Below are 19,871 nucleotides of genomic sequence, written 5' to 3' on the forward strand. Positions count from 1 at the left end.
GAATATCTTAAACTACGCTTCTAATCCCCTTAACACACAGCTGGATAGAGCGTTTTTCTTTCCAGACGTTTTCTTCTATAGTATAACAAATATCAAACGGATAACCATTGTTTATAAGAGGCACATACTGACCCAATCCAAAACCGATGCAGTCAAATATAGGCGACTTTCCCTGGTAAATATTCATTTTGATATGATTATTTCCGACAAAACTCGCCTTCCCAGCTACCTTAACATTTTTTGAAACAAATACAGGAGCAGGGTTTTGAGGCCCGAAAGGTCCGAACTGATTCAAGACCCTGAAGAACTTCGGATTGATCTTTTCCAGATTAAGTTCAGCATCTATACCTATTTCCTGTATCAGTAGTTCTTCAGGGATTGTTTGAGCTACCACTTCCTCGAAACGCTGCTGCAATGCAGGTATGTTCTCGGGTTTCAATGTAAGGCCTGCTGCATATTTATGTCCTCCAAACTGCTCAAGAAGGTCGCTGCAAGAGCTGAGTGCCTCATACAGATCAAATCCGATAACGGAGCGGGCGGAACCTGCAACATGGCCGTTTGAGCTAGTAAGAACGATAGTTGGACGATAATATTTCTCAGTCAGTCGGGAAGCTACGATCCCAATTACCCCTTTATGCCAACCTTCATTATACACAACCGTTGTTTTACGGCTTTGAAGTTCTGGATCAGAATCAATCATTGCCAGGGCTTGCTCGGTTATGTTAAGGTCGTGTTCTTTTCTTTCTGTATTTTTAAGATTGATCAGTAAACTTTGATTTTTTGCAACCTCCTCATCACACGCGATCAATAAGCTAACAGCATGCTTAGCATCGTCAATACGGCCTGCGGCATTAATGCGAGGGCCAATCATAAAGACCACGTCTGAAATTGTATACTGCTTTCTGCCCGAAAGCTCTATGAGAGCAGCCAATCCGTTACAAGGAGCTTCGTTCAGTCGCTTTAGTCCGTACCAGGCTAGGACTCTGTTTTCGCCTGTTATAGGCACAATGTCTGATGCGATACTTACCGCTACCAGGTCAAGGAAACAACAGATATCATCGAAAGCAATGTCGTTTTTTTGAGCATATGCCTGTACAAGCTTAAAACCTATGCCGCAGCCTGAAAGCTCTTTGTAGGGATATTCACAGTCCTGACGCTTCGGATCCAGAACAGCAACTGCATCGGGCAAAATGCTTCCGGGCAGGTGATGATCACAAATGATGAAATCAATACCCAGGGAATTGGCATAATCAATTTTGTCGACGGATTTGATGCCACAGTCTAAAGCAATAATCAGAGAAAAATTGTTTTGCGCAGCGTAATCAATTCCTTGTATAGAAATCCCATAACCTTCTTTATAACGGTCGGGGATATAATAGTCGATGGACGGGTGGAACTTCCTGAAAAAGCTATAAACTAATGATACTGCCGTTGTTCCATCTACGTCATAATCACCGTAAATCAGGATATTTTCTTTCCGGCTAATTGCCTTCTCTATCCGAAGAATAGCGGCGTCCATGTCCTTCATTAGAAATGGATCATGTAAATGGCAAAGTTCCGGACGGAAAAAGCAACGTGCTGCTTCAAAAGAGGTAATGCCGCGGTTAACAAGTAACGAAGCGAGCACCTCATCGATGTTAAGTTGATTTTTTAAATCTTCTACTGCTTCAATATTAGTAACAACCTGCTCTGCCCACCTTTTTTGCATATCTTTGTTAGGTTTTATACCCGACACTGAACTCATTGTTCAAGGGGTTTAAGGGGTAAATATAACACTAAATATAGTATTTGTCCGTACCCGCATTTGTAAGCATTTCATTATCAGTGAACATTTTTATTAAGGTGACTGTGTGATGAGGTAAAAGGTGAATTATAGTCAAATACAATCGTAATTTAACGAGACACATGAAGGTATTTCCATTATATGAGGGTTCTTATTCTGTAGACATCTCAAAGAAATTTATTCCATTTGATCCTGCAATGCACGATTACAAAGACAGACCAGGTTCGTTGTTTGTGTACGTGCAGCCATTTCTGATAGAAACTTCAAGTCACCTGATCGTTATTGATACAGGCCTGGGTTTTAAGACAGAGAGCGGAGAGCTATTGATCCATGAAAATATCAAGAAGGCAGGGTATCATCCAGACGATGTAGATCTTGTGCTGATGTCTCACCTACATTTCGACCATTCGGCAGGAATGGTATATGAACAAGGCGGAAAGTGGCAATTGAGCTTCCCTCATGCGGAATATGTAATTAACAGGGGAGAATGGGAAAGTGCTTATAGTAATCCCTCCAAATCGTACCGTACAGAGATCTTTGACATTGTGCAAAGAAGTGGTAGTGTCAATTTTATAGAGGGCAATGGTAGATTGAACGACCAGGTAACTTATGAATTAACCGGAGGTCACTGCGAGTTTCATCAGGTGTTTTTGATCGAAGATGGGGCAGAGAAAGTGTTTTTTGGGGGAGATATACTTCCTGAGCCAGAACAGCTTCTTAGGAAATTTAAAGCAAAGTACGATTTTGATCCTACCAGGGCTATGGAGCTTCGCGATCATTACGGAAAACTGGCTGCCGAGAATAACTGGTTCTGTCTGTTCTACCACGCAAAAAGTCAGGCTACCGGTCGGGTAGAGTTGAAGGGGGATGCTTTCAAAATAGTAGAAGGAGATAAGTTGTAATATTCACGAGGTACCACCGTTTTCGCTACAGTGTGCCTCGTAAATACCAGGTTTGTACTTTTATTTCTTACAGATAAGACTAATATTTAAGACAAAGCTATCATCTATAGCTTTATCGCCAATGTCGCCGAAAAAGCTTCTGGAGCGATAGCGGATGTCGTACTTAGTGCGGTCCACTTTTACCTCATTTGCCATCGCCGTTAATCCGTTCTTTTGTTTTTTCAAGCTAGCCGGAAAACTTATTGTATTAGTTATTCCTTTGATGGTCAGATTGCCGGTGATGGTTACCCTACCAGAGGAGGTGGGAGAGACTTTGGTTCGCCAGCTACCTTTCCAGCAACCCACTCAATTGAACTTTTTTGAGGGTCAGCATTAAAAACTTCTTCTGTCCGTCTTTCTGTTGATGCCGAAGTGATCAAGGCTATCAATAAGATTACCAGGTGTGATTTTATAGTCATGGAAAGTATTTGATATAAAAGTGAGGATTAGGCTCTAAACTAAAAAAGGATTAATCTGTATGATAAAATATGAGAAGCCTTCTTCTACAATCTTTTATCGTATTCTTTTTACTGGTTTCTTGTAAGGAAACACCCCAGCCCAAGGTTAGGCAAACCTCGCCTCGAAATCTATTTCCGGGCTTATTTGATACCGTTCAACTCGCAAACATTTTTCCTGATAGCAAAACCTTTCCCGATTGTGTCCCGCTGAAATCACCCCAGGAGATAATGGACTCTTATCAGACACAGAAACTTTCCGCGGATTTCAATCTTAAAAGATTTGTTCTTGAAAACTTCCGCTTGCCATCGTCAGCGAGCAAGAATTTTAAAACAGCTAATACGGCGAATGTCGAGGAACACATCAAGAAATTGTGGAATGTGTTAAAACGAAATCCGGCAGAAGCGCCAGCACACAGCTCATTAATCAAACTGCCCAATGCTTATGTAGTGCCTGGAGGCAGATTTAGAGAAATATATTATTGGGACTCTTATTTCACCATGCTTGGCCTTGCAGAAAGTGGAAGACATGATCTCATTGAGAGTATGGTGAATAATTTCGCCTCATTGATAAGAGCACATGGATTTATTCCCAATGGTAACCGTACTTATTACTTAACCCGCTCTCAACCACCTTTCTTTTCGCTGATGGTCCGACTTCTTATGGATGTTAGGAAGGAAAAAGCAGACTCTATTCTAAAAGCGAACAGGGATGCTTTGGAATTGGAATATAAATTCTGGATGGACGATAATGGGATTAAAAAAGGAGCAGTTGGACATGTAGTGCATTTGCCCGACGGAAGTGTTTTAAATCGCTATTGCGATAGAGGTGATTGGCCCCGTGAAGAAGCGTTTAAGGAGGATGTAGCAACCGCTAGAGACAGTAGAAGGCCTGTGACTAAAGTTTACAGAGACCTGAGGTCAGGAGCTGAATCCGGGTGGGATTTTAGCAGCCGGTGGCTCGCCGACGGAAAGAACCTGAGCACGATACAAACTACAGATATTATTCCTGTTGATCTGAATTGCCTGCTGTATCACCTGGAACAAACACTCGCTCTCGCATACAACCGGAAGAAAGATAAATTGAAAAAAAGCGAAATGGAGGAATTGGCAGAGCAACGAAAGATTGCTTTGGAGCGATTTTGCTGGGATAGGAGTATAGGTTACTTTCGGGATTATAATTGGAAAACTCGTCATCAATCGCCGTACTTGTCCCTCGCAGGGATGTATCCATTGTATTTTAAAATGGTTAAACAGAACCGTGCGAATGCAATTGCGGTACAGCTACAGCACACATTCTTGAAACCCGGCGGCTTGATAACCACTCCACTTTATACAGGAGAACAATGGGACGCTCCTAACGGGTGGGCACCTCTGCAGTGGTTAGCTGTAGTCGGGCTCAATAATTATGGTAATAAAAAGCTCGCAGTTGAGATTTCCAGAAGATGGGTTAGTTTAAATATCAGAGTCTTTCAAAAGTCAGGAAAGCTAATGGAGAAATATAACGTGGTGGATACTACTCAGGTTGCAGGAGGAGGAGAGTATGCAACACAGGATGGATTTGGTTGGACGAATGGAGTATTGTTGAGTTTATTAAGAACTGAGCTAAATCAATAGGAATCTTCTACCTTCGCAGGTGGAGCTTTGTTTAACTCAAGGTTAACAAAAAAGTTTGAGTAAACTACATTAACAGAAGCTTGTTGATTTTAGCATGGTAGACGAAAGTGTTTTAATAATTGGAGCTGGTGCATCTGGACTGATGGCAGCAAGGGAGCTTGCGCGCCAAGGCAGACGGGTTACGATCCTTGAGGCAAAGGAAAGAACCGGAGGGCGCATTTTGGATATTCCCGCTAGCGATGGTTCTGTTCCTTTTATGATGGGTGCCGAATTTATACATGGAAACGCTGAACTTACTTTTGAGTTGTTAAAGGAAGCTAAAATTGAATTTAGCAATATTACCGGCAAAAGCTATTTCGCCAGGAATGGTCATTTGGAGGACTATGGATCAGATCAGTTTTTTTGGCCCGAACTAAGCGAAAAGCTTGAGCTGTTGACCGAGGACGTTACATTAAGCCAGTTTCTGGATACCTATTTCAAAGAGGAACAGTATGGAGAACTGAGGGAGTCTGTACTTCAGTTTGCAGAAGGGTATGATGCAGCGGACGCGGACAGAGTAAGTGTTTTAAGCTTGAAAAAGGAGTGGGAACAAGATTACGACAATCATCAGTATAGAGTAGAGGGTGGTTATAGCAGATTGATCGAGTATTTGGAAAAAGACTGCGTGGAAATGGGAGTCTTAATTATTCCTGGAAAGGTCGTTTCTCATTTCAATTGGTCCAGGGGCTTCGTGGAAGCTATTACCATTAATGGTGAACGCTATGGAGCTCGCAAAGTGATTATAACTATTCCCTTAGGGGTGCTTCAGGTTAAAGATGGAAGTCCAGGGGTTGTAAACTTTACACCTCCGTTACCAATCAGAATGGGGGCTGTTAGAGCTATGGGCTTTGGCTCAGTGATAAAGGTATTACTGGAATTTGAAAAGAGTTTCTGGCCAGAGGACACAGGGTTTATTTTTTCGAAGGAAGCTATTCCCGTTTGGTGGACGCAATTACCTTCTTCCGCTCCCGTATTAACGGGTTGGCTAGCTGGTCCTTCTGTGGAGAAGTTGAGAGACAAGTCAGAGAGTGAGCTTCTGGATCTTGCTTTGCAGGTCCTCAGCAATATCTTCGGGATCACCCAGCAACAGTTGAAAGCGGGTTTGAAGCAAGCATATGCCTGTAATTGGGCTAACAATCCTTTTTCTAGAGGAGCCTATACCTATACCACTGTCGAAGAGCCAAATGCGGCTGCAGTTTTAGGAAATGCTGTTCAGGGAACCTTGTATTTTGCCGGAGAAGGAATTTATCATGGCCCCCAAATTGGAACGGTTGAAGCTGCACTGATCAGCGGCCGGGAGGCGGCAAGGAGAGTAGTGAGCGGACTTTAGCAGGGATTAAGTTTGGCAAAACTGGTATTCTCTATGAATAATCTATCTTTGCGAAATGCACTATCTGCGTCTGCTTCTATATCCTTTTTCTATAATTTACGGAGCAATCGTCTTTGTAAGGAATAAGGCATATGATACAGGTATTTTCAAATCCAAGAGATATCCCATTCCTGTTATTTGTATCGGTAATCTTGCAGTAGGAGGAGCAGGTAAAAGTCCGATGGCCGAGTATATCATTCGCTTACTGAAAAATGAAAGAAGGCTAGCGGTTTTAAGCCGAGGCTACGGACGAAAAAGCCGGGGCTTCCGTTTTGTAGAGGAGGGAGATTTACCGGAATTCTCGGGTGATGAACCATTGCAATTTAAAAGGAAATTTAAGGACATTACCATAGCGGTTTCGGAAAAACGAGTTATAGGAATAGATATCTTAGCACCCAACCATGACGTGATCATTTTGGACGATGCTTTTCAGCATAGAGCAGTAGATGCTGGAATAAACCTCTTGTTATTCGAATATTCCCGCTTAAATGAACCTTTCATTGTGTTTCCAGCAGGCAATTTGCGTGAGCCTTTTGCAGGTAGGAAGCGAGCTCAGGTTATTGTTATCACCAAAACTCCGTCAACCTTAACAATGCAAGAACGTGAAAGAGTTATAGAGCGAATAAGACCTTTTAATCATCAAAAAGTATTTTTCTCCTTCCTGGATTATGGAAACTTGATTCCTGTATTTGATAGAACTGAATCATTAGCGCTTGGTGAACTATGTTCAGAAACTGTTATTTACCTTCTTTCAGGTATAGCAAATCCCCGTCCGCTTGTTGGTAAGCTGGAAAGTATTTTTCGAAATATTAAACATCATGAATATCCCGACCATCATCCTTTTTCAATAAAAAATATTACTAAACTTGTAGATGATTTTAATTCAGGTGCAGGAACCAAAAAAATTATTATCACCACAGAGAAGGATGCTCAAAGGTTGCATGCACCAGGCCTGAAAGAACTTTTAAACAATTTTCCGGTTTATTACCTGCCGGTAGCAGCAAGGATACATCCACCCGACGCTGACCGGTTCGACAATTTAATTAAGGAATATGTTAGTTGATATTTATAGCACTACAGAATATATTAAGAAACGAATAGGAGATTTTGTTCCTGAGATCGGCATTATATTAGGAACCGGCTTGGGTGGCTTGGTTTCTGAAATAGAGATCCAGCACAAACTGATGTACTCCAACATACCCAACTTTCCTATTTCTACGTTGGAGTTCCACTCTGGCCGCTTGATCTTCGGAACATTGAAGGGTAAAAAGGTTGTAGCAATGCAAGGGCGTCTTCACCATTACGAGGGATATGATATGAAGCAGATCACGTTTCCAGTAAGGGTAATGAAGATGCTGGGAATTAAACATCTTATCGTATCAAACGCAAGCGGGGCCTTGAATCCGGATATTAAAACCGGAGACCTGATGATCATTGAAGACCATATCAATCTACAGCATGACAATCCTTTGAGAGGTAGGAATTATGACGATCTGGGTCCTCGTTTCCCAGATATGAGTCAGCCTTACAGCAAAGAAATGATAGCTAAAGCTGTACAAGTTGCTAAGGAAAACAACATTACCTGCCATACCGGCGTTTACGTTTCTGTTGCAGGGCCGAATCTGGAAACTAAAGCAGAGTACCGGTTTTTAAGGATCATTGGAGGAGACGCTGTAGGGATGAGTACGGTGCCTGAAGTGATTGTTGCGAAACATATGGGACTGCCTGTTTTCGCCATTTCTGTGATCACAGATGAAGGATATCATGAAGAATTGGAACCGGTATCTGTTGAACAAATCTTGAAAGTAGCAGAAGAGGCAGAGCCAAAGATGACTCTTATCCTAAAAGAACTGCTGTCCTCTTTATAATGAAATATTATTCGCTACTCATAGGTTTAATTCTTACGTGCATAACATCAGCTTATGCTCAGGTTCGTCCTGCCAATCCAGCATCCGGTCGGAGTGCTGACAGTGAACTTGATTCGCTGAGAAGGCGGGAGGAAGAAAAGCAAGACACTGTTATTTTTACAGCAAAGTACATTCGCTATACCACTGTTGGTTTACTTAAAGACAGCACGCGAACTGTTTTTTTGGATACAACATTAACTCATTTTCATCATTACAATCCGCTTATCCTTCCCGAAAGGCCTACAATAAATCTTGGGAATATAGGTCAGCCAGCAAGGGACCTACTCTTTAATCCAAGAAAGAACATAGGCTTTGATCCCGGTTTTCATTCTTTGGATTTTTACAGATTGAACCAGGATTCCATTAGATACTACCGGGCTCGAACGCCATTTACTTCCCTATACTATGTGAATGGAACATCAAGGGAGCAGATCTTCAGAGTTACCCATGCGCAGAACATTAAGCCTAACTGGAGTTTTGGAGCAAATTACTTCCGCATTAATAACGAAGGTTTTTACCTTAATCAAAATACCAGCAATTTAAATGCAAGTGTTTTTACATGGTATGAGGGGCCTAAGAAGCGATATAATTTACTGCTAAACGGGCTTTTCAACACTCTAAAAAATGCCGAGAACGGGTCTGTTGTGAATGAGAATATCTTTGAAGAGAAAGAGGATAACGGCATTTCGTCAACTGTACGTTTGGGAGGAACCCCGGTGAGGCATGTTTGGAAGCAGAAGGAGTATTTTATAAAGCAGTTCTATTATATCGGAAGGCTGGATACAGCCAAGACAGCAGATTCGGTGATTGCAAGTGTGCGTCCTACCCAGCGCTTGTCGCATCAATTCACTTATGCTAATGATGGATACACCTTTAATAAGCCTATTGCAGGCTCGCAAAATGTATTTCCTGCTATGGTTGGTGATACACTGGCCTTCAAAGACTCCACTACTGTTAAAAGGATCAGTAATGAATTCAGATATAGTTTTTACCTGAGGGGAAGGTCTCTAAGCTTTGTGAAGAATGAATTGAAGCTGGACGTTGGACTGCAACATGATTTGTATAAGTACCAGCAGTTGCCTGTGGGTATAGAAAGCTTTCAAAATGTAACATTGAAAGGCGATCTGGGTTATCGGTTTAGCGACCGGGTTTATATCAACGGATCAATAAATCAAATTACCGTAGGGAGGAATGCAGGCGATTATCTATATGAAGCACAAAGCGAAATTCAGTTAAGTAAATCGGTTGGAAGGATCATTTTGGGCGCTTATATTCAAAATAAATCTCCTGAGGCTTTATTTGAAAGATCTACCTATCATTATCACAAATGGACCGAGTCTTTCGATAATACCAAAATCAATAATCTCTCATTCACCTATCTAAACCCTAAGTACAGTTTCAGGGCAAAGGCGGAGTATTTTTTGATGTCGAAGTACTTGTATTATCAAGTATCTGATACCAGCAGTCTACAGATAAGGCCAGTTCAATCCGACAATCTTATTAACATGCTAAAGATCACCGGTCGTAAAGACTTTCATTTTGGTAGGTTCAACCTTGAAAGTTACCTGGTACTTCAAAAATCAGACTTTCAAGATCTACTGCAAACTCCGGAGATCTATACCTTCCAAAGCTTTTATTATAAGAGAAGGTTTTCTCCTTCGGTTGCTGCTCATGCTGGCTTTGATGTTCGTTGGAGTTCAAAATACAATGCGCCTTCATACGCAATTAATGTCAGCCAGTTCTATGTTGGAAATGAAGTGCGGTTCTCCTCATACCCAATCGTTGATGTTTGGGGAGAGTTTGCTTTGAAGAGAGCCAATATATTCTTGAGGTACGATTACGCCAATCAGGGCCTGTTCTCAAAAGGTTATTATACAGTTAATCGTTATCCAATGCCTGGATCTTTGTTAAGATTCGGGGTTCAGTGGAACTTCTACGACTAGTAATTGTCTTTTAAACAAAGCTTCATTGTTACTGCGCGATTACAAGCTTAGGTCTTTTGTTTTTTCTTTTTAGCAGCTGGAAATAATACGTTGTTAAGTATTAAACGGTACCCTAAAGAATTAGGATGCAAACTTAAATCGGTTTGCGGGTCTCCTACAGCATGTTGATAATCTTCAGGATCGTGACCACCGTAAAAGGTCCATTGTCCTTTCCCAAATTCGCCATGAATATAACGTGCTTCGTTTGCCACCTTCGTTTCGCCCATAACCAATACGTCAGGCTTTAGCAGCTCCTTTTTGAAAGCAGTAGTTTGGCCCATAAAACCCTTAATCACTTTATCATGGCTTTGGGTAAGCATGGTAGGTACAATATCCCATTTAGCGGAAAAATCAAATAAAGTGAAAAAGTCGTTTTGCTGAATGAGATTGCGGGTAGGGGTGGCATCAATGTTAGAAAACTCGTAATTGTAAGGATTCATATCCAGTTTGAAGTTTTGGAAGGCGAAAGTTTTACTGAAATCGAGTTTGGATTGTGCCGATGCATCTACACCGTCTCCGTCAAACATACTTTCACAAATGTCAAGACCCTCAGCCGAAAGTGCGATATCAAAGCTATCGGTACCTGAACACATTGCAAATAGAAAGCCTCCTCCCGAACAAAAGTTCCTTATGCTTTTCGCTACAGCTAATTTCATTTGTGAGACCTTCTTGTATCCCATCTTTTTCGCAGTGGCTTCCTGTAGTTTAACATCCTCTATATACCAACTTGCAGTTCTGAATGTTGACCAAAAACGACCATACTGACCAGTAAAGTCTTCGTGGTGTAGATGTAGCCAGTCGTATTTAGGAAGATCGCCTTTCAAAACTTCTTCATCGTATACCACATCATAAGGTATTTCTGCATAAGTCAGGACCATTGTTACAGCATCATCCCAAGGAAGTTTATTCTTTGGAGAGTAAACGGCCATTTTTGGCGCCTTTTCCAACTTAACAATATCCATATTGACTGATGGATCTGCTAACTCTGTTAGTATGCTATTTACTTTTGCATCAGTGATCACCTCGTAAGAGACTCCCCTAACTTTGCACTCGTTTTCAAGTGACTGTGCATACCGGATTAAAAAACTGCCTCCCCGATAGTTAAGTAACCAGTCTGCTTCTGCTCCATTTTTTAATGTCCAAAATGCAATTCCATAAGCTTTAAGATGATTCTTCTGATCTTCATCCATTGGAATAAGTATAGAGGCTGCATTAGACAGCATCGATACAAATAATAAAATAAGCGTGATACCTAATTTTGGCATGCTTAAATAACGTAAATAATCCTGAGAAGTTATAGGTGTTGAGTTAATGAATGAGTGAATGAGTCAATTAGTGAATGATTGAATGAATGAATGAAGGAATGAATGATTGAAGGAAAGAATGAATGAGGGAGAGAATGATAGAATAAATGAAGGATTGAAGGATTAATTGTATACTACTTTGAAATAATTAACTTTGCCATCTTCAACATTAAACAGAAAGACATGAGCAAAGCGATTATAAAAACAGAGAAAGGCGACATGACCGTAGAGTTTTACGATAAAGATGCGCCTAATACGGTAGCTAACTTTTTAAAATTAGCTAAAGATGGATTTTATGACGGCGTTACTTTCCACCGTGTAATTCCTGATTTCGTTATCCAAGGCGGAGACCCTACAGGTACAGGTGCCGGCGGTTCAGGTACTCGTATCAAATGTGAGTTAACAGGTGAAAATCAGTATCATGACAGGGGTGTATTGTCTATGGCTCATGCTGGTCGCGATACAGGTAGCTCCCAGTTTTTTATCTGTCATAGCCGTAAAAATACAGCTCACCTTGACCGTAATCACACTTGCTTTGGTAAAGTAGTTGAGAATGTTGAGGTTGTAGATGCAATCCGTCAGGGAGACAAGATTTTAGGTATAGATATTCTTGAAGAAGACGCTAAATAAGATATAGAAACGGGACGAACCTGTCCCGTTTTTTATTTAAATAACCGTCAAATCTAAAATTAAAATGAATTTAAGAGGAATAGTTGCAGTTTCCGGAAAGCCGGGATTATATAAAGTGATAGGACAAAACAAGTCGGGGTTCGTACTGGAAAGCCTTGATGCCCAGAAGTTGAAGCTGGTAGTGAATCTAAGCACAGCAAAGCTCGCATCACTTGAAGATATTACAGTTTTTGGCGAGGATGATGATCTGAAACTGGTAGATATTCTTGAAAAGATCAAGCAAAGTGCTTCAGTACCTGATGCAAAAGCAGACGGAAAAACCTTACGGGATTTCTTCCGCGAAGTAGCACCAAGCCACGATGAGGATAGGGTTTATGGGTCGGATATGAAAAAGATCATAACCTGGTTTAATATTCTGAAAGATCTCCCTTTGTTTAATGAAGAACCTACTGCCGGAGAACAAGAATCACAGGAAGAATTAGTTGATAGTGAACCTGTAGCGCAGGAAGAGAAATCTGTTAATGAATCAAAAGAAACTAAGAAGGCTGAGTAATCAGCCTTTCTTGTTAAAAGAAATATATAATAATAATCAGGAACGCAATCCCGATTAAGAAAGCCAGCCAAAAGTGGTTTTTTTCAGATCCCGTGTTCGCTCCCTTGAAGCGATAGTTACGAGGTTTAAATCCTTCAATCATATTCCGAACGTTTATTATTAGTTAACGTTTTTCTACTCGTGGTGATATGGCTCCCCCTTTAAAATTGTAAAAGCCCTGTACAATTGCTCCACAAAAAACAGCCTTACCATCTGGTGGGAAAAAGTCATCTTAGAAAGAGACAATTTATCTTTAGCCTGTGTTTGCAAAGATTGATCGAATCCGTAAGGGCCCCCAACAATAAAGACTAGATTGTGCACACTGCTAAGCATTTTTTTATTGATAAATCCGGAGAATTGTACAGACGTAAATTCATATCCGTGTTCATCCAATAGTATAATATGATCCTGCGGACTTAAAAATTTATTGATTAGCTCTGCTTCTTTAACCTTCTGCTGATCTTCTGTAAGACTTTTTGTATTCTTTAATTCAGGAATCTCCTGTAGTTCAAATTTGATATAGTGCTTTAAACGTTTAAGATATTTCTCAATACCTTCTTTCAGATATTTATCCTCCGTTTTACCGATAACAAGTAAAGTAACTTTCATTATTTGTGCGAAGCTGGTTTAAGGCTTCCCGCTGAGTCAAAGGTATTGCTATTATTTATTTATCATAGGGATAATAGTAATGTAAAAAATCCGTATAGATCCAAGCTACGTATATTCAGGTGTCTTACAATAGCGTTACCTTTAATAAATATATGAAAACCTTACGTATTTTAGGCTGTCTTCTTTTTGTCGCTTTTACATCCTGTGCGCAGGAAAAGAAACAAGTTCAGTCGACGGATAACTCAAGTAAAAAAATGGAATATAATAAATTAACCCCTGAAGAAGAAAGAGTAATTGTTCACAAGGGTACCGAATATCCTGGGACCGGTAAACTGCTGAACAATAAAGAGAAGGGTACTTATGTATGCCGGCGTTGTAATGCTCCTCTGTACCGTTCAGAAGACAAATTTGACTCTCATTGTGGATGGCCTAGTTTTGATGATGAAATTCAAGGAGCAGTAAAGCGTATACCAGATCCGGATGGTATGAGAACCGAGATTGTGTGTGCTAAATGCGATGGTCATCTTGGACACGTTTTCCTTGGCGAAGGTTTTACTGGTAAGAATACCCGTCATTGCGTAAATTCGGTTTCTATGGCTTTTGTCCCAGCAAGTAAAAAGTAGTGTTTTTGTTTGTCTGGGGCAGTACCGGGGTACTTGCTAGGACAAACTTGTTTCAAGATACTTTGAAACCTCCATCATGTTTTTATATTTGTGTATATGAAACGGACGGTTGGGATAATTAGTAATAAGTATTTTCTTGTTTCGGCATTCTTTGTTGCTTGGATGCTTTTTTTCGACAGGAACGATTTATTTTCTCAATATGAGTATCGTAAGCAACTTCATAAATTAGAAGAGGAGAGAGACTTTTATACTACAGAGACAGAACGGGTTAAGAAGGATTTGAAAGAATTGACTACGAATCAGGAGATGCTTGAGAAGTTCGCCCGTGAAAAGTATCTAATGAAAAAAGATAATGAAGATGTGTATGTAATTATCAAAGAAAAGAACAAGGAAAAATCTTCGTTCTTCTAAAAGACACTAACCAGTAGCTGCCTGTGCTGAAATTATGCCCTTATATTATCCTATTGCCAGTATTGCTTCTTGCTAATGCTCCCCACACTTTGGCTGTTCAGGAAAATCCTTCGCAGACTGAAAGGATAGATGAACGCTTGGCATTTATTGGAGAAGTTAAAGGTCGCTCATATATTAAAATAGATATTCGTCCAATTAAGAAATCAGGCGAATTTGCTGCTGAAAACGAAAGTTTTCTGCGCTACCAGGGCACCTATTTTGAGTCTGTAACCGGTAATAAATACACCGTAACGGCGGATTTTAGTGCAGAAGATAGAGTTTGGACATTCCGTTGTTTTGATACCAATAACTGTCTTGTTTACGTGTTAAAAGGTAAACAGAAACAGGATGGTGACATAGATGGTACCTGCAAGGCTAAACTGAAATCTTATTCTTTTTATTTGCGGCCTCAATAGTTTAGATCTCTCCGTTCCTTTTTCTGCTGAACCATTCGAGAGTCAGGAGCGCAAGGATGATAAAGAATAACCACCAAAGGCTTATCATATCTTCGTAGCGCCTGTTTTCATAAGATATGTTTTTAATTAGCTCATTCTTTTCAAGCTTACCGGTTAGTGTATGAATAGCATCAGGATACACTAACTCTCCATCGCTTTGATTCGCAATATTATAGAGTATTTGATGATTAGCTGTAGTTTGTCGAAGTTCCAAAAGTGCTTTTGTAATAACTATCTTCCCGGATGACTGATATTTGTCGGATCCCAGCTGGGTAGTGCCAGTAAACGAGTATTCGCCCGAAGGCAAAGTTCCAGCATCTAAGACATAGGAGTTGCCGGTTCGTGAGAATTGGAAAGAATAGCTTCTGCCTTTGCTGTTCTTGAGTGTCAGCAAAACCTCTGGGGCGTTTATAAGCTCGTAAGCATTATTGTATAACTCGGCATTAAAGTTAATGTGTTCGTTCTCATCAAAAGTGTTTTTTGCCGGGTAAACTCTGAATTTTCGCTTATCATCCCTGCTTGATATAAACTGAACAGTTTTAGTTAGCAATTCATCTACGGCTTGGTGCGAGCCGTTGTCTTTGAAGTCCTCCAATCGCCAGCGCCATATTCCTTCTCCTGCAAGTACCGCAATACGGTGCTCTCCTTCTTTAGAGAATAAAAGCAATGGTCGCTCGGTCGCAATCTTCCCTATTTGCTGGCTGAATATGGTTGTTGTGTTAGTCTTAATCGCATAGTTCCCAAAGGGTGCGATAAGCGGAGGGAATCGTGTTATTTTAGTTTTAGAAGCTTCACTAATTACAAAATCGTAGAAGTTAGGATTATATCTGGGGAGCGCCTCATGACTATTGCCACTGCCAGTAATTGTTAAAAGATCCTGAATGGAGGAGAAACCACTAAGGTTTGTTTGCTCACCCAAAATAAAAAGCAGACTCTTACCAGAAATCAAGGGCTTTAAAGTAGAGGCGGGAACAGATTGAGAAGGCAGCTGATGAAGGACAATAAGATTTGCCTTCAAGATATCTTCACGGTTGAAGCTTCCCGCGAACTGAGTTTTTACTTCATAATTCTTATTTGTCCCAATGCTTTGCTTTAATGCTGTGATATCCGGGTGAGGTGAATTTGCCAGAATCAATACGTTTTGACGGCCATCTAAAACTTCAATAAAAAAGGTATAAGTATTATTCTCTGTTGATAGTTCTCCCTTAGTCGGACTAACATGGACTGAAAACTTCTGAATTCCTTTTTGTTTGGCCGAAAGAATGACCGGTATACGTAATCTGTACTCGTTGAGCGGAATGGAGATAGCTTTGTTAAATATTGGACCAGAATTGCCTGAAACAGTCAAGCGCGTGGAACTTCCTTTGCTTTGGTAAGCCTCAAGCTCTACCTCTATCTGGAAATCGTTGCCTAGATAAACGATATTGTTATAGTTGACATTTGCTATCAGAAGATCTTTTTTAGGAATAGTGTCCCCAAGAGCCACTGTATAAATAGGCGATTTAATACTTTGTGCTTCATACTGTGGATTACTCCCTCTGTTGTAGATGCCATCGGTAGCTAGAATAACAGCGCCAATGTTCTTGTTTCCAAAACGACTGTTAATGTAGGTAAATGCCTCTCCGATATTGGTTACCTTATCAGTATAGGACGAGGTGCTGTATGGTCTTATTGCCGCGCCAAAGTTCAGGGCTTTTACCTCGTAGTTCTTAGAAAGGTCTTTAATTAGTTTTCCGATGGATCTGTTATAGCTGTTAATGTTAAAGCCAGGCCCTTTTGATGCTTCAATTGAGGCAGAGTTGTCCTGCAATAGAAAAATAAGAGGTTTTTCAACAGTTTTATTTTCTGTTCTTACTAAAGGAGCAAGCAGGAGGAAGGTAATAAGGCTAACTGCTATTGTTCTTAAAGCAAACAAGACTTGCCTTATTGGTTTAGGTAGCTCGCTTTTTTTGGTATATAATAAGAACGCATAAGCTAAACCAACCAGTAAGCTAATCAGTACCCAAATTATCGAGAACGAGGTGAATTGTATTTGAAATAAAAATGGCATATGCACTGAACGTAAATATGCCATTTTCATTTAATTAATTTGCTTGTTACAGGCAAAGAAGCTATCATGGATAATTTTATTATTTTCTAAATAACGCAAAATTAGCCCGTGATAGTTTTATATAATTAGGAATTCCTAGTACCTTACAGCATTCCCCCATCAACAGCGATCACCTGGCCTGTGATGTAAGCCGCCAAATCAGAAGCAAGGAATACGCAGGCATTAGCCACATCCTCTGTTTCTCCGGCACGTTTTAATGGAATTCCAGCTTCCCAACCTTCTACAACTTTAGGATCAAGAACCTCGGTCATTTCCGTTTTAATAAACCCAGGAGCCACAACGTTAGTACGGATGTTCCTCGAGCCAAGTTCTTTAGCCATAGATTTAGAGAAACCAATGATACCAGCCTTAGATGCAGCATAATTTCCCTGACCAGCGTTACCCTGAACACCAACAACCGAACTCATGTTAATAAACACACCTTTACGGTTTTTCATCATGATCTTGGATGCAGCTTTGGTAACATTGAAAATTGATTTGAGGTTAACCTCAAGCACTTCATCCCACTGTTGTTCGGTCATTCTAAGTAATAGACCATCTTTAGTGATACCGGCATTATTAACAACGATATCCAGCGTGCCAAAGTCGGCCACAATATCATTAATTAATTTTTCAGCTTCGTCAAATTTAGAAGCGTCAGAACGGTAGCCTTTCACTTTTGTGCCTGCAGCCTGAAGTTCCTGCTCTAAAGCTTGTCCTTTTTCTACAGACGATAAATATGTAAAAGCTACATTAGCGCCCTGCTCTGCAAATTTTTCAGCTATTTTACGGCCGATGCCTTTTGATGCTCCGGTAACTAAAGCGGTTTTTCCTTCAAGTAATTTCATTGTTATCTATTTGAGGGCGTGAAGTTATAGAAATTTACAGAAAGTAGAACTCGCAAAAATGATTAAGTGGCAGGTGATTATAGGGTTATCCCCAATTTCTGCAAATGCTCGGTTATCGAAACAGGTTTTTTCGTAGCAGCATCTATCGCGACAAATGTTAAAACACCATGAATAGCCAATTCCCTACTTTCTTCATACATTTGCTCTATATAAATATCTACAGAAACCTTAACGCTTGTGCGGCCAAGATCTGTAACTTTTGCAACCACTTCAGCAATAGTGCCTTCAGGAATGGGCCTGGTAAAGTTGATGCGATCTGAAGAGACAGTAACCACAGGAAGCCGGGTAAAACGTGTTGCCGCAATGAATGCTGTATCGTCCATCAGTTTCATTGCTACCCCTCCATGTAGGGTGTTGTAATGGTTGGTGTCTGTAGCAAATACAGGTTTAAATATCTTAGTTTCGGATAAGGATTTTCGTTCTTCAAGAGTCATAGTCAGCGTTTTCGATCAAAGTTAAGTATTCTTGTTTCAGCTCCACCAAACAATTAGCACAAAGACAGCCTTCATAACGCTCGCTGATGTATTGCACCTCGTTTAAATTTAGCTGAACCCCACTGCATTGACATTGTGTGAAATTGTTAGCCTTACACTCAATTCTGGTCCGGCAGCGTTCACAACCGATTATTTCATGCTTTGTCAAACTTCTTAGCGTATTTCTGTAATGGATTTAAGCGAAAGTAGATAATTATTCTTTGATGTAGGAGAATGTATAATTATTAAGGTAATCCGTAATTCTTTATTACCGCGATGGTGGCACTTTCCATTCTTAATATTATTGAGCCCTTAAAGGATTTGTAGTGCTGCACAAATTAAGAGAGGGCTATGTCTTAGAATAAACACGCCCTCTTTCATTTAACAAACTTGACCTCTTTGATTGTGTTCTTATTTTTTTCTGCGGTTCTTTGATCCTTTACCATCACTGTAAACATCACGATCTTCAAAATCATGATCTCTATTTATCAAAGGATAATTTCGAGAATAAGATTGCTGTATTTTTTTTCTTTGTCCCGGAGGCATTCCATGGGGATGTTTTCCACTCCAACCCTTTTGCCCATCACTATAGTGGCCGCCTGGATACCGGTTGTAAACCTTTACCTGTTGGCTTCGGGTCTCGTAATGGCCGGGAATAGTTCTACCGCCTACTCCGAAAATTCCACCAACTCTTTGTTCGGGTATCCAGACTTGTTGTTTGCGAGTTTCATAATGATATTCCCCTTGCTGATCCCGGTATACTCCTTCTTGAGCATTGGCGCCCACAATTCCCGTTGCAGCCACCAATAGGGTTAATAATATCTTTTTCATCTGTGTGTGTTTGATGATTGGAATACGATTGATGTAAAAGGTTTAGTTACCCTAATATTTGTAACAAAATTTATCTCAGACCGTATATGCCATTCCATTAGAAGATCCCTATGCATTTTAAATCGTTCTCTGAAGACGTAAAGATTAGTGGCGAAGCGATATTAGCCTCGCTCAAGGCCCTGTCGGAATACTCATTATCAATTGACGGGCTTTTAAATAAATATGGTTTGAAGGATATAAAAGAAGGTCAATGGTACAATTTTCAGAACTGGTTAAACGTACTTAAGGACGTATCGAGTAAATATGGACCTAATACCATCTTCACTCTTGGGAAAGGGGTAGCGAATAATGTTCCTGATATGAAGCTTGATTTTCGGTCTCTACTTGGAAGTATTGATCGGGGATATAAGATGAACCACATTGATGGAGATGTTGGGTACATTGAGCTAGAGGCCTTCGATGATGCTGGAAGATCCGCTCGCTTGAAAAACCGGACTCCATACCCCGGCGATTATGGAAGGGGTGTGTTGGTTGGTCTTATCAGAAAATTCAGGCCTGTACCAGGGGCTGTTCCAAAAGTGGAAATAGAGACTACAGATGAGGAAGATGTGGTTTATCTAAATGTTTATTGGTGATTTAGAGACTAAACACATTTCATAAAAGAAACCTGATCCACTGTTTATTATAGTATCAGGTTTTTTTATGGAAATATAAGTGGTTCGGAAAGGTCAAAAAGACCTTTCTGAAAATGAATTCTCCGCTGTTGAGTTGCTGCTAATCAAATTTATGCGTAATGTAGAAGCAGGGCATCATT

General features: G+C 40.4%; 22 protein-coding genes. 12 read left to right on the plus strand and 10 right to left on the minus strand.

The genetic code is table 11. The features are described from left to right. Positions 1 to 7: 7 nt before the first annotated feature. Positions 8 to 1,708 carry a single-stranded-DNA-specific exonuclease RecJ gene (gene recJ, locus J4N25_RS11425; RefSeq protein ID WP_207422477.1) on the minus strand — a complete coding sequence of 567 codons (1,701 nt, stop codon included), beginning with the start codon at positions 1,706 to 1,708 and terminating at the stop codon, positions 8 to 10. 197 nt (positions 1,709 to 1,905) lie between these two features. On the opposite strand from recJ, the gene J4N25_RS11430 reads away from it, so the two are divergent. Next, positions 1,906 to 2,685 carry an MBL fold metallo-hydrolase gene (locus J4N25_RS11430; RefSeq protein WP_207422332.1) on the plus strand — a complete coding sequence of 260 codons (780 nt, stop codon included), beginning with the start codon at positions 1,906 to 1,908 and terminating at the stop codon, positions 2,683 to 2,685. 60 nt (positions 2,686 to 2,745) lie between these two features. Here the strand turns inward: J4N25_RS11430 and J4N25_RS11435 are convergent, their stop codons facing one another. Both J4N25_RS11435 and J4N25_RS11440 read right to left on the minus strand, forming a co-directional pair. Next, complete coding sequence (locus J4N25_RS11435) at positions 2,746 to 3,030, minus strand: YceI family protein (protein WP_207422333.1); 285 nt, start codon at positions 3,028 to 3,030, stop codon at positions 2,746 to 2,748. Beyond that, the gene (locus tag J4N25_RS11440) at positions 2,970 to 3,143 is read right to left on the minus strand and encodes a hypothetical protein (RefSeq protein ID WP_207422484.1); all 174 of its coding nucleotides are present in this window, start codon (positions 3,141 to 3,143) and stop codon (positions 2,970 to 2,972) included. Before J4N25_RS11440 ends, J4N25_RS11435 begins: the two co-directional genes overlap by 61 nt. Positions 3,144 to 3,212: 69 nt before the next feature. Here J4N25_RS11440 and treF point away from each other — a divergent pair, with 69 nt between their 5' ends. The 5 genes from treF (at position 3,213) to J4N25_RS11465 (ending at position 10,054) form a co-directional block, all read left to right on the plus strand. After that, positions 3,213 to 4,796, plus strand: a complete 1,584-nt coding sequence (gene treF / locus J4N25_RS11445) for an alpha,alpha-trehalase TreF (RefSeq protein WP_207422334.1) — start codon at positions 3,213 to 3,215, stop codon at positions 4,794 to 4,796. Between the two features lie 94 nt (positions 4,797 to 4,890). Continuing rightward, positions 4,891 to 6,165 carry a flavin monoamine oxidase family protein gene (locus tag J4N25_RS11450; protein ID WP_207422335.1) on the plus strand — a complete coding sequence of 425 codons (1,275 nt, stop codon included), beginning with the start codon at positions 4,891 to 4,893 and terminating at the stop codon, positions 6,163 to 6,165. A 55-nt stretch (positions 6,166 to 6,220) separates the two neighbouring features. Then, positions 6,221 to 7,267 carry a tetraacyldisaccharide 4'-kinase gene (lpxK, locus tag J4N25_RS11455; protein ID WP_207422336.1) on the plus strand — a complete coding sequence of 349 codons (1,047 nt, stop codon included), beginning with the start codon at positions 6,221 to 6,223 and terminating at the stop codon, positions 7,265 to 7,267. After that, positions 7,257 to 8,072 (plus strand): purine-nucleoside phosphorylase, encoded by an 816-nt coding sequence (locus J4N25_RS11460; RefSeq protein WP_207422337.1) that lies wholly within the window; start codon positions 7,257 to 7,259, stop codon positions 8,070 to 8,072. Before lpxK ends, J4N25_RS11460 begins: the two co-directional genes overlap by 11 nt. Continuing rightward, entirely contained in the window at positions 8,072 to 10,054 is a 1,983-nt protein-coding gene (locus tag J4N25_RS11465; RefSeq protein WP_207422338.1) for a putative porin, read from the plus strand. The genes J4N25_RS11460 and J4N25_RS11465 overlap by 1 nt, the downstream gene beginning before the upstream one ends. A 47-nt stretch (positions 10,055 to 10,101) precedes the next feature. Here J4N25_RS11465 and J4N25_RS11470 read toward each other — a convergent pair whose 3' ends face one another. Beyond that, positions 10,102 to 11,283 (minus strand): asparagine synthetase B, encoded by a 1,182-nt coding sequence (locus tag J4N25_RS11470; protein ID WP_207422478.1) that lies wholly within the window; start codon positions 11,281 to 11,283, stop codon positions 10,102 to 10,104. A 297-nt stretch (positions 11,284 to 11,580) separates the two neighbouring features. On the opposite strand from J4N25_RS11470, the gene J4N25_RS11475 reads away from it, so the two are divergent. Together J4N25_RS11475 and J4N25_RS11480 are read left to right on the plus strand one after the other, a co-directional pair. Next, positions 11,581 to 12,027, plus strand: a complete 447-nt coding sequence (locus J4N25_RS11475; RefSeq protein ID WP_207422339.1) for a peptidylprolyl isomerase — start codon at positions 11,581 to 11,583, stop codon at positions 12,025 to 12,027. A gap of 64 nt (positions 12,028 to 12,091) precedes the next feature. Beyond that, complete coding sequence (locus tag J4N25_RS11480) at positions 12,092 to 12,580, plus strand: DUF5606 family protein (protein WP_207422340.1); 489 nt, start codon at positions 12,092 to 12,094, stop codon at positions 12,578 to 12,580. A 174-nt stretch (positions 12,581 to 12,754) separates the two neighbouring features. On the opposite strand, the gene rlmH is transcribed toward J4N25_RS11480, so the two are convergent. Then, a complete protein-coding gene (rlmH, locus tag J4N25_RS11485) occupies positions 12,755 to 13,228 on the minus strand; it encodes a 23S rRNA (pseudouridine(1915)-N(3))-methyltransferase RlmH (protein ID WP_207422341.1) in 474 nt (157 codons plus the stop codon). Between the two features lie 152 nt (positions 13,229 to 13,380). Between rlmH and J4N25_RS11490 the strand changes: the two genes are divergently transcribed. From J4N25_RS11490 to J4N25_RS11500, 3 genes are all read left to right on the plus strand, one after another. Beyond that, the gene (locus tag J4N25_RS11490) at positions 13,381 to 13,851 is read left to right on the plus strand and encodes a methionine-R-sulfoxide reductase (RefSeq protein WP_207422342.1); all 471 of its coding nucleotides are present in this window, start codon (positions 13,381 to 13,383) and stop codon (positions 13,849 to 13,851) included. 96 nt (positions 13,852 to 13,947) lie between these two features. Beyond that, positions 13,948 to 14,262 (plus strand): FtsB family cell division protein, encoded by a 315-nt coding sequence (locus J4N25_RS11495; RefSeq protein WP_207422343.1) that lies wholly within the window; start codon positions 13,948 to 13,950, stop codon positions 14,260 to 14,262. A 23-nt stretch (positions 14,263 to 14,285) separates the two neighbouring features. Next, entirely contained in the window at positions 14,286 to 14,717 is a 432-nt protein-coding gene (locus J4N25_RS11500; RefSeq protein WP_207422344.1) for a hypothetical protein, read from the plus strand. 1 nt (position 14,718) lies between these two features. Here the strand turns inward: J4N25_RS11500 and J4N25_RS11505 are convergent, their stop codons facing one another. The 5 genes from J4N25_RS11505 to J4N25_RS11525 form a co-directional block, all read right to left on the minus strand. Then, positions 14,719 to 16,830: a hypothetical protein gene (locus J4N25_RS11505; protein WP_207422345.1), complete on the minus strand. Its 2,112-nt coding sequence runs from the start codon at positions 16,828 to 16,830 to the stop codon at positions 14,719 to 14,721. A gap of 119 nt (positions 16,831 to 16,949) precedes the next feature. Continuing rightward, entirely contained in the window at positions 16,950 to 17,693 is a 744-nt protein-coding gene (gene fabG / locus J4N25_RS11510) for a 3-oxoacyl-[acyl-carrier-protein] reductase (RefSeq protein ID WP_207422346.1), read from the minus strand. Between the two features lie 77 nt (positions 17,694 to 17,770). Further along, positions 17,771 to 18,187 (minus strand): acyl-CoA thioesterase, encoded by a 417-nt coding sequence (locus J4N25_RS11515; protein ID WP_207422347.1) that lies wholly within the window; start codon positions 18,185 to 18,187, stop codon positions 17,771 to 17,773. Then, positions 18,177 to 18,395, minus strand: coding sequence for a cysteine-rich CWC family protein (locus J4N25_RS11520; RefSeq protein WP_207422348.1), 219 nt, complete (start codon positions 18,393 to 18,395; stop codon positions 18,177 to 18,179). The genes J4N25_RS11515 and J4N25_RS11520 overlap by 11 nt, the downstream gene beginning before the upstream one ends. Positions 18,396 to 18,637: 242 nt before the next feature. Further along, positions 18,638 to 19,057, minus strand: coding sequence for a hypothetical protein (locus tag J4N25_RS11525; protein WP_207422349.1), 420 nt, complete (start codon positions 19,055 to 19,057; stop codon positions 18,638 to 18,640). Between the two features lie 110 nt (positions 19,058 to 19,167). Between J4N25_RS11525 and J4N25_RS11530 the strand changes: the two genes are divergently transcribed. Further along, positions 19,168 to 19,692, plus strand: a complete 525-nt coding sequence (locus tag J4N25_RS11530; protein WP_207422350.1) for a hypothetical protein — start codon at positions 19,168 to 19,170, stop codon at positions 19,690 to 19,692. Positions 19,693 to 19,871: the final 179 nt, after the last annotated feature.

This window comes from Desertivirga brevis (genome assembly GCF_017355835.1).

Coding starts and splice junctions, on each gene's coding strand:
- recJ (WP_207422477.1), bottom strand. CDS start 1,708: ATGCAAAAAAGGTGGGCAGAGCAGGTTGTTACTAATATTGAAGCAGTA.
- J4N25_RS11430 (WP_207422332.1), top strand. CDS start 1,906: ATGAAGGTATTTCCATTATATGAGGGTTCTTATTCTGTAGACATCTCA.
- J4N25_RS11440 (WP_207422484.1), bottom strand. CDS start 3,143: ATGACTATAAAATCACACCTGGTAATCTTATTGATAGCCTTGATCACT.
- treF (WP_207422334.1), top strand. CDS start 3,213: ATGAGAAGCCTTCTTCTACAATCTTTTATCGTATTCTTTTTACTGGTT.
- J4N25_RS11450 (WP_207422335.1), top strand. CDS start 4,891: ATGGTAGACGAAAGTGTTTTAATAATTGGAGCTGGTGCATCTGGACTG.
- lpxK (WP_207422336.1), top strand. CDS start 6,221: ATGCACTATCTGCGTCTGCTTCTATATCCTTTTTCTATAATTTACGGA.
- J4N25_RS11460 (WP_207422337.1), top strand. CDS start 7,257: ATGTTAGTTGATATTTATAGCACTACAGAATATATTAAGAAACGAATA.
- J4N25_RS11465 (WP_207422338.1), top strand. CDS start 8,072: ATGAAATATTATTCGCTACTCATAGGTTTAATTCTTACGTGCATAACA.
- J4N25_RS11470 (WP_207422478.1), bottom strand. CDS start 11,283: ATGGATGAAGATCAGAAGAATCATCTTAAAGCTTATGGAATTGCATTT.
- J4N25_RS11475 (WP_207422339.1), top strand. CDS start 11,581: ATGAGCAAAGCGATTATAAAAACAGAGAAAGGCGACATGACCGTAGAG.
- J4N25_RS11480 (WP_207422340.1), top strand. CDS start 12,092: ATGAATTTAAGAGGAATAGTTGCAGTTTCCGGAAAGCCGGGATTATAT.
- rlmH (WP_207422341.1), bottom strand. CDS start 13,228: ATGAAAGTTACTTTACTTGTTATCGGTAAAACGGAGGATAAATATCTG.
- J4N25_RS11490 (WP_207422342.1), top strand. CDS start 13,381: ATGAAAACCTTACGTATTTTAGGCTGTCTTCTTTTTGTCGCTTTTACA.
- J4N25_RS11495 (WP_207422343.1), top strand. CDS start 13,948: ATGAAACGGACGGTTGGGATAATTAGTAATAAGTATTTTCTTGTTTCG.
- J4N25_RS11505 (WP_207422345.1), bottom strand. CDS start 16,830: ATGGCATATTTACGTTCAGTGCATATGCCATTTTTATTTCAAATACAA.
- fabG (WP_207422346.1), bottom strand. CDS start 17,693: ATGAAATTACTTGAAGGAAAAACCGCTTTAGTTACCGGAGCATCAAAA.
- J4N25_RS11515 (WP_207422347.1), bottom strand. CDS start 18,187: ATGACTCTTGAAGAACGAAAATCCTTATCCGAAACTAAGATATTTAAA.
- J4N25_RS11525 (WP_207422349.1), bottom strand. CDS start 19,057: ATGAAAAAGATATTATTAACCCTATTGGTGGCTGCAACGGGAATTGTG.
- J4N25_RS11530 (WP_207422350.1), top strand. CDS start 19,168: ATGCATTTTAAATCGTTCTCTGAAGACGTAAAGATTAGTGGCGAAGCG.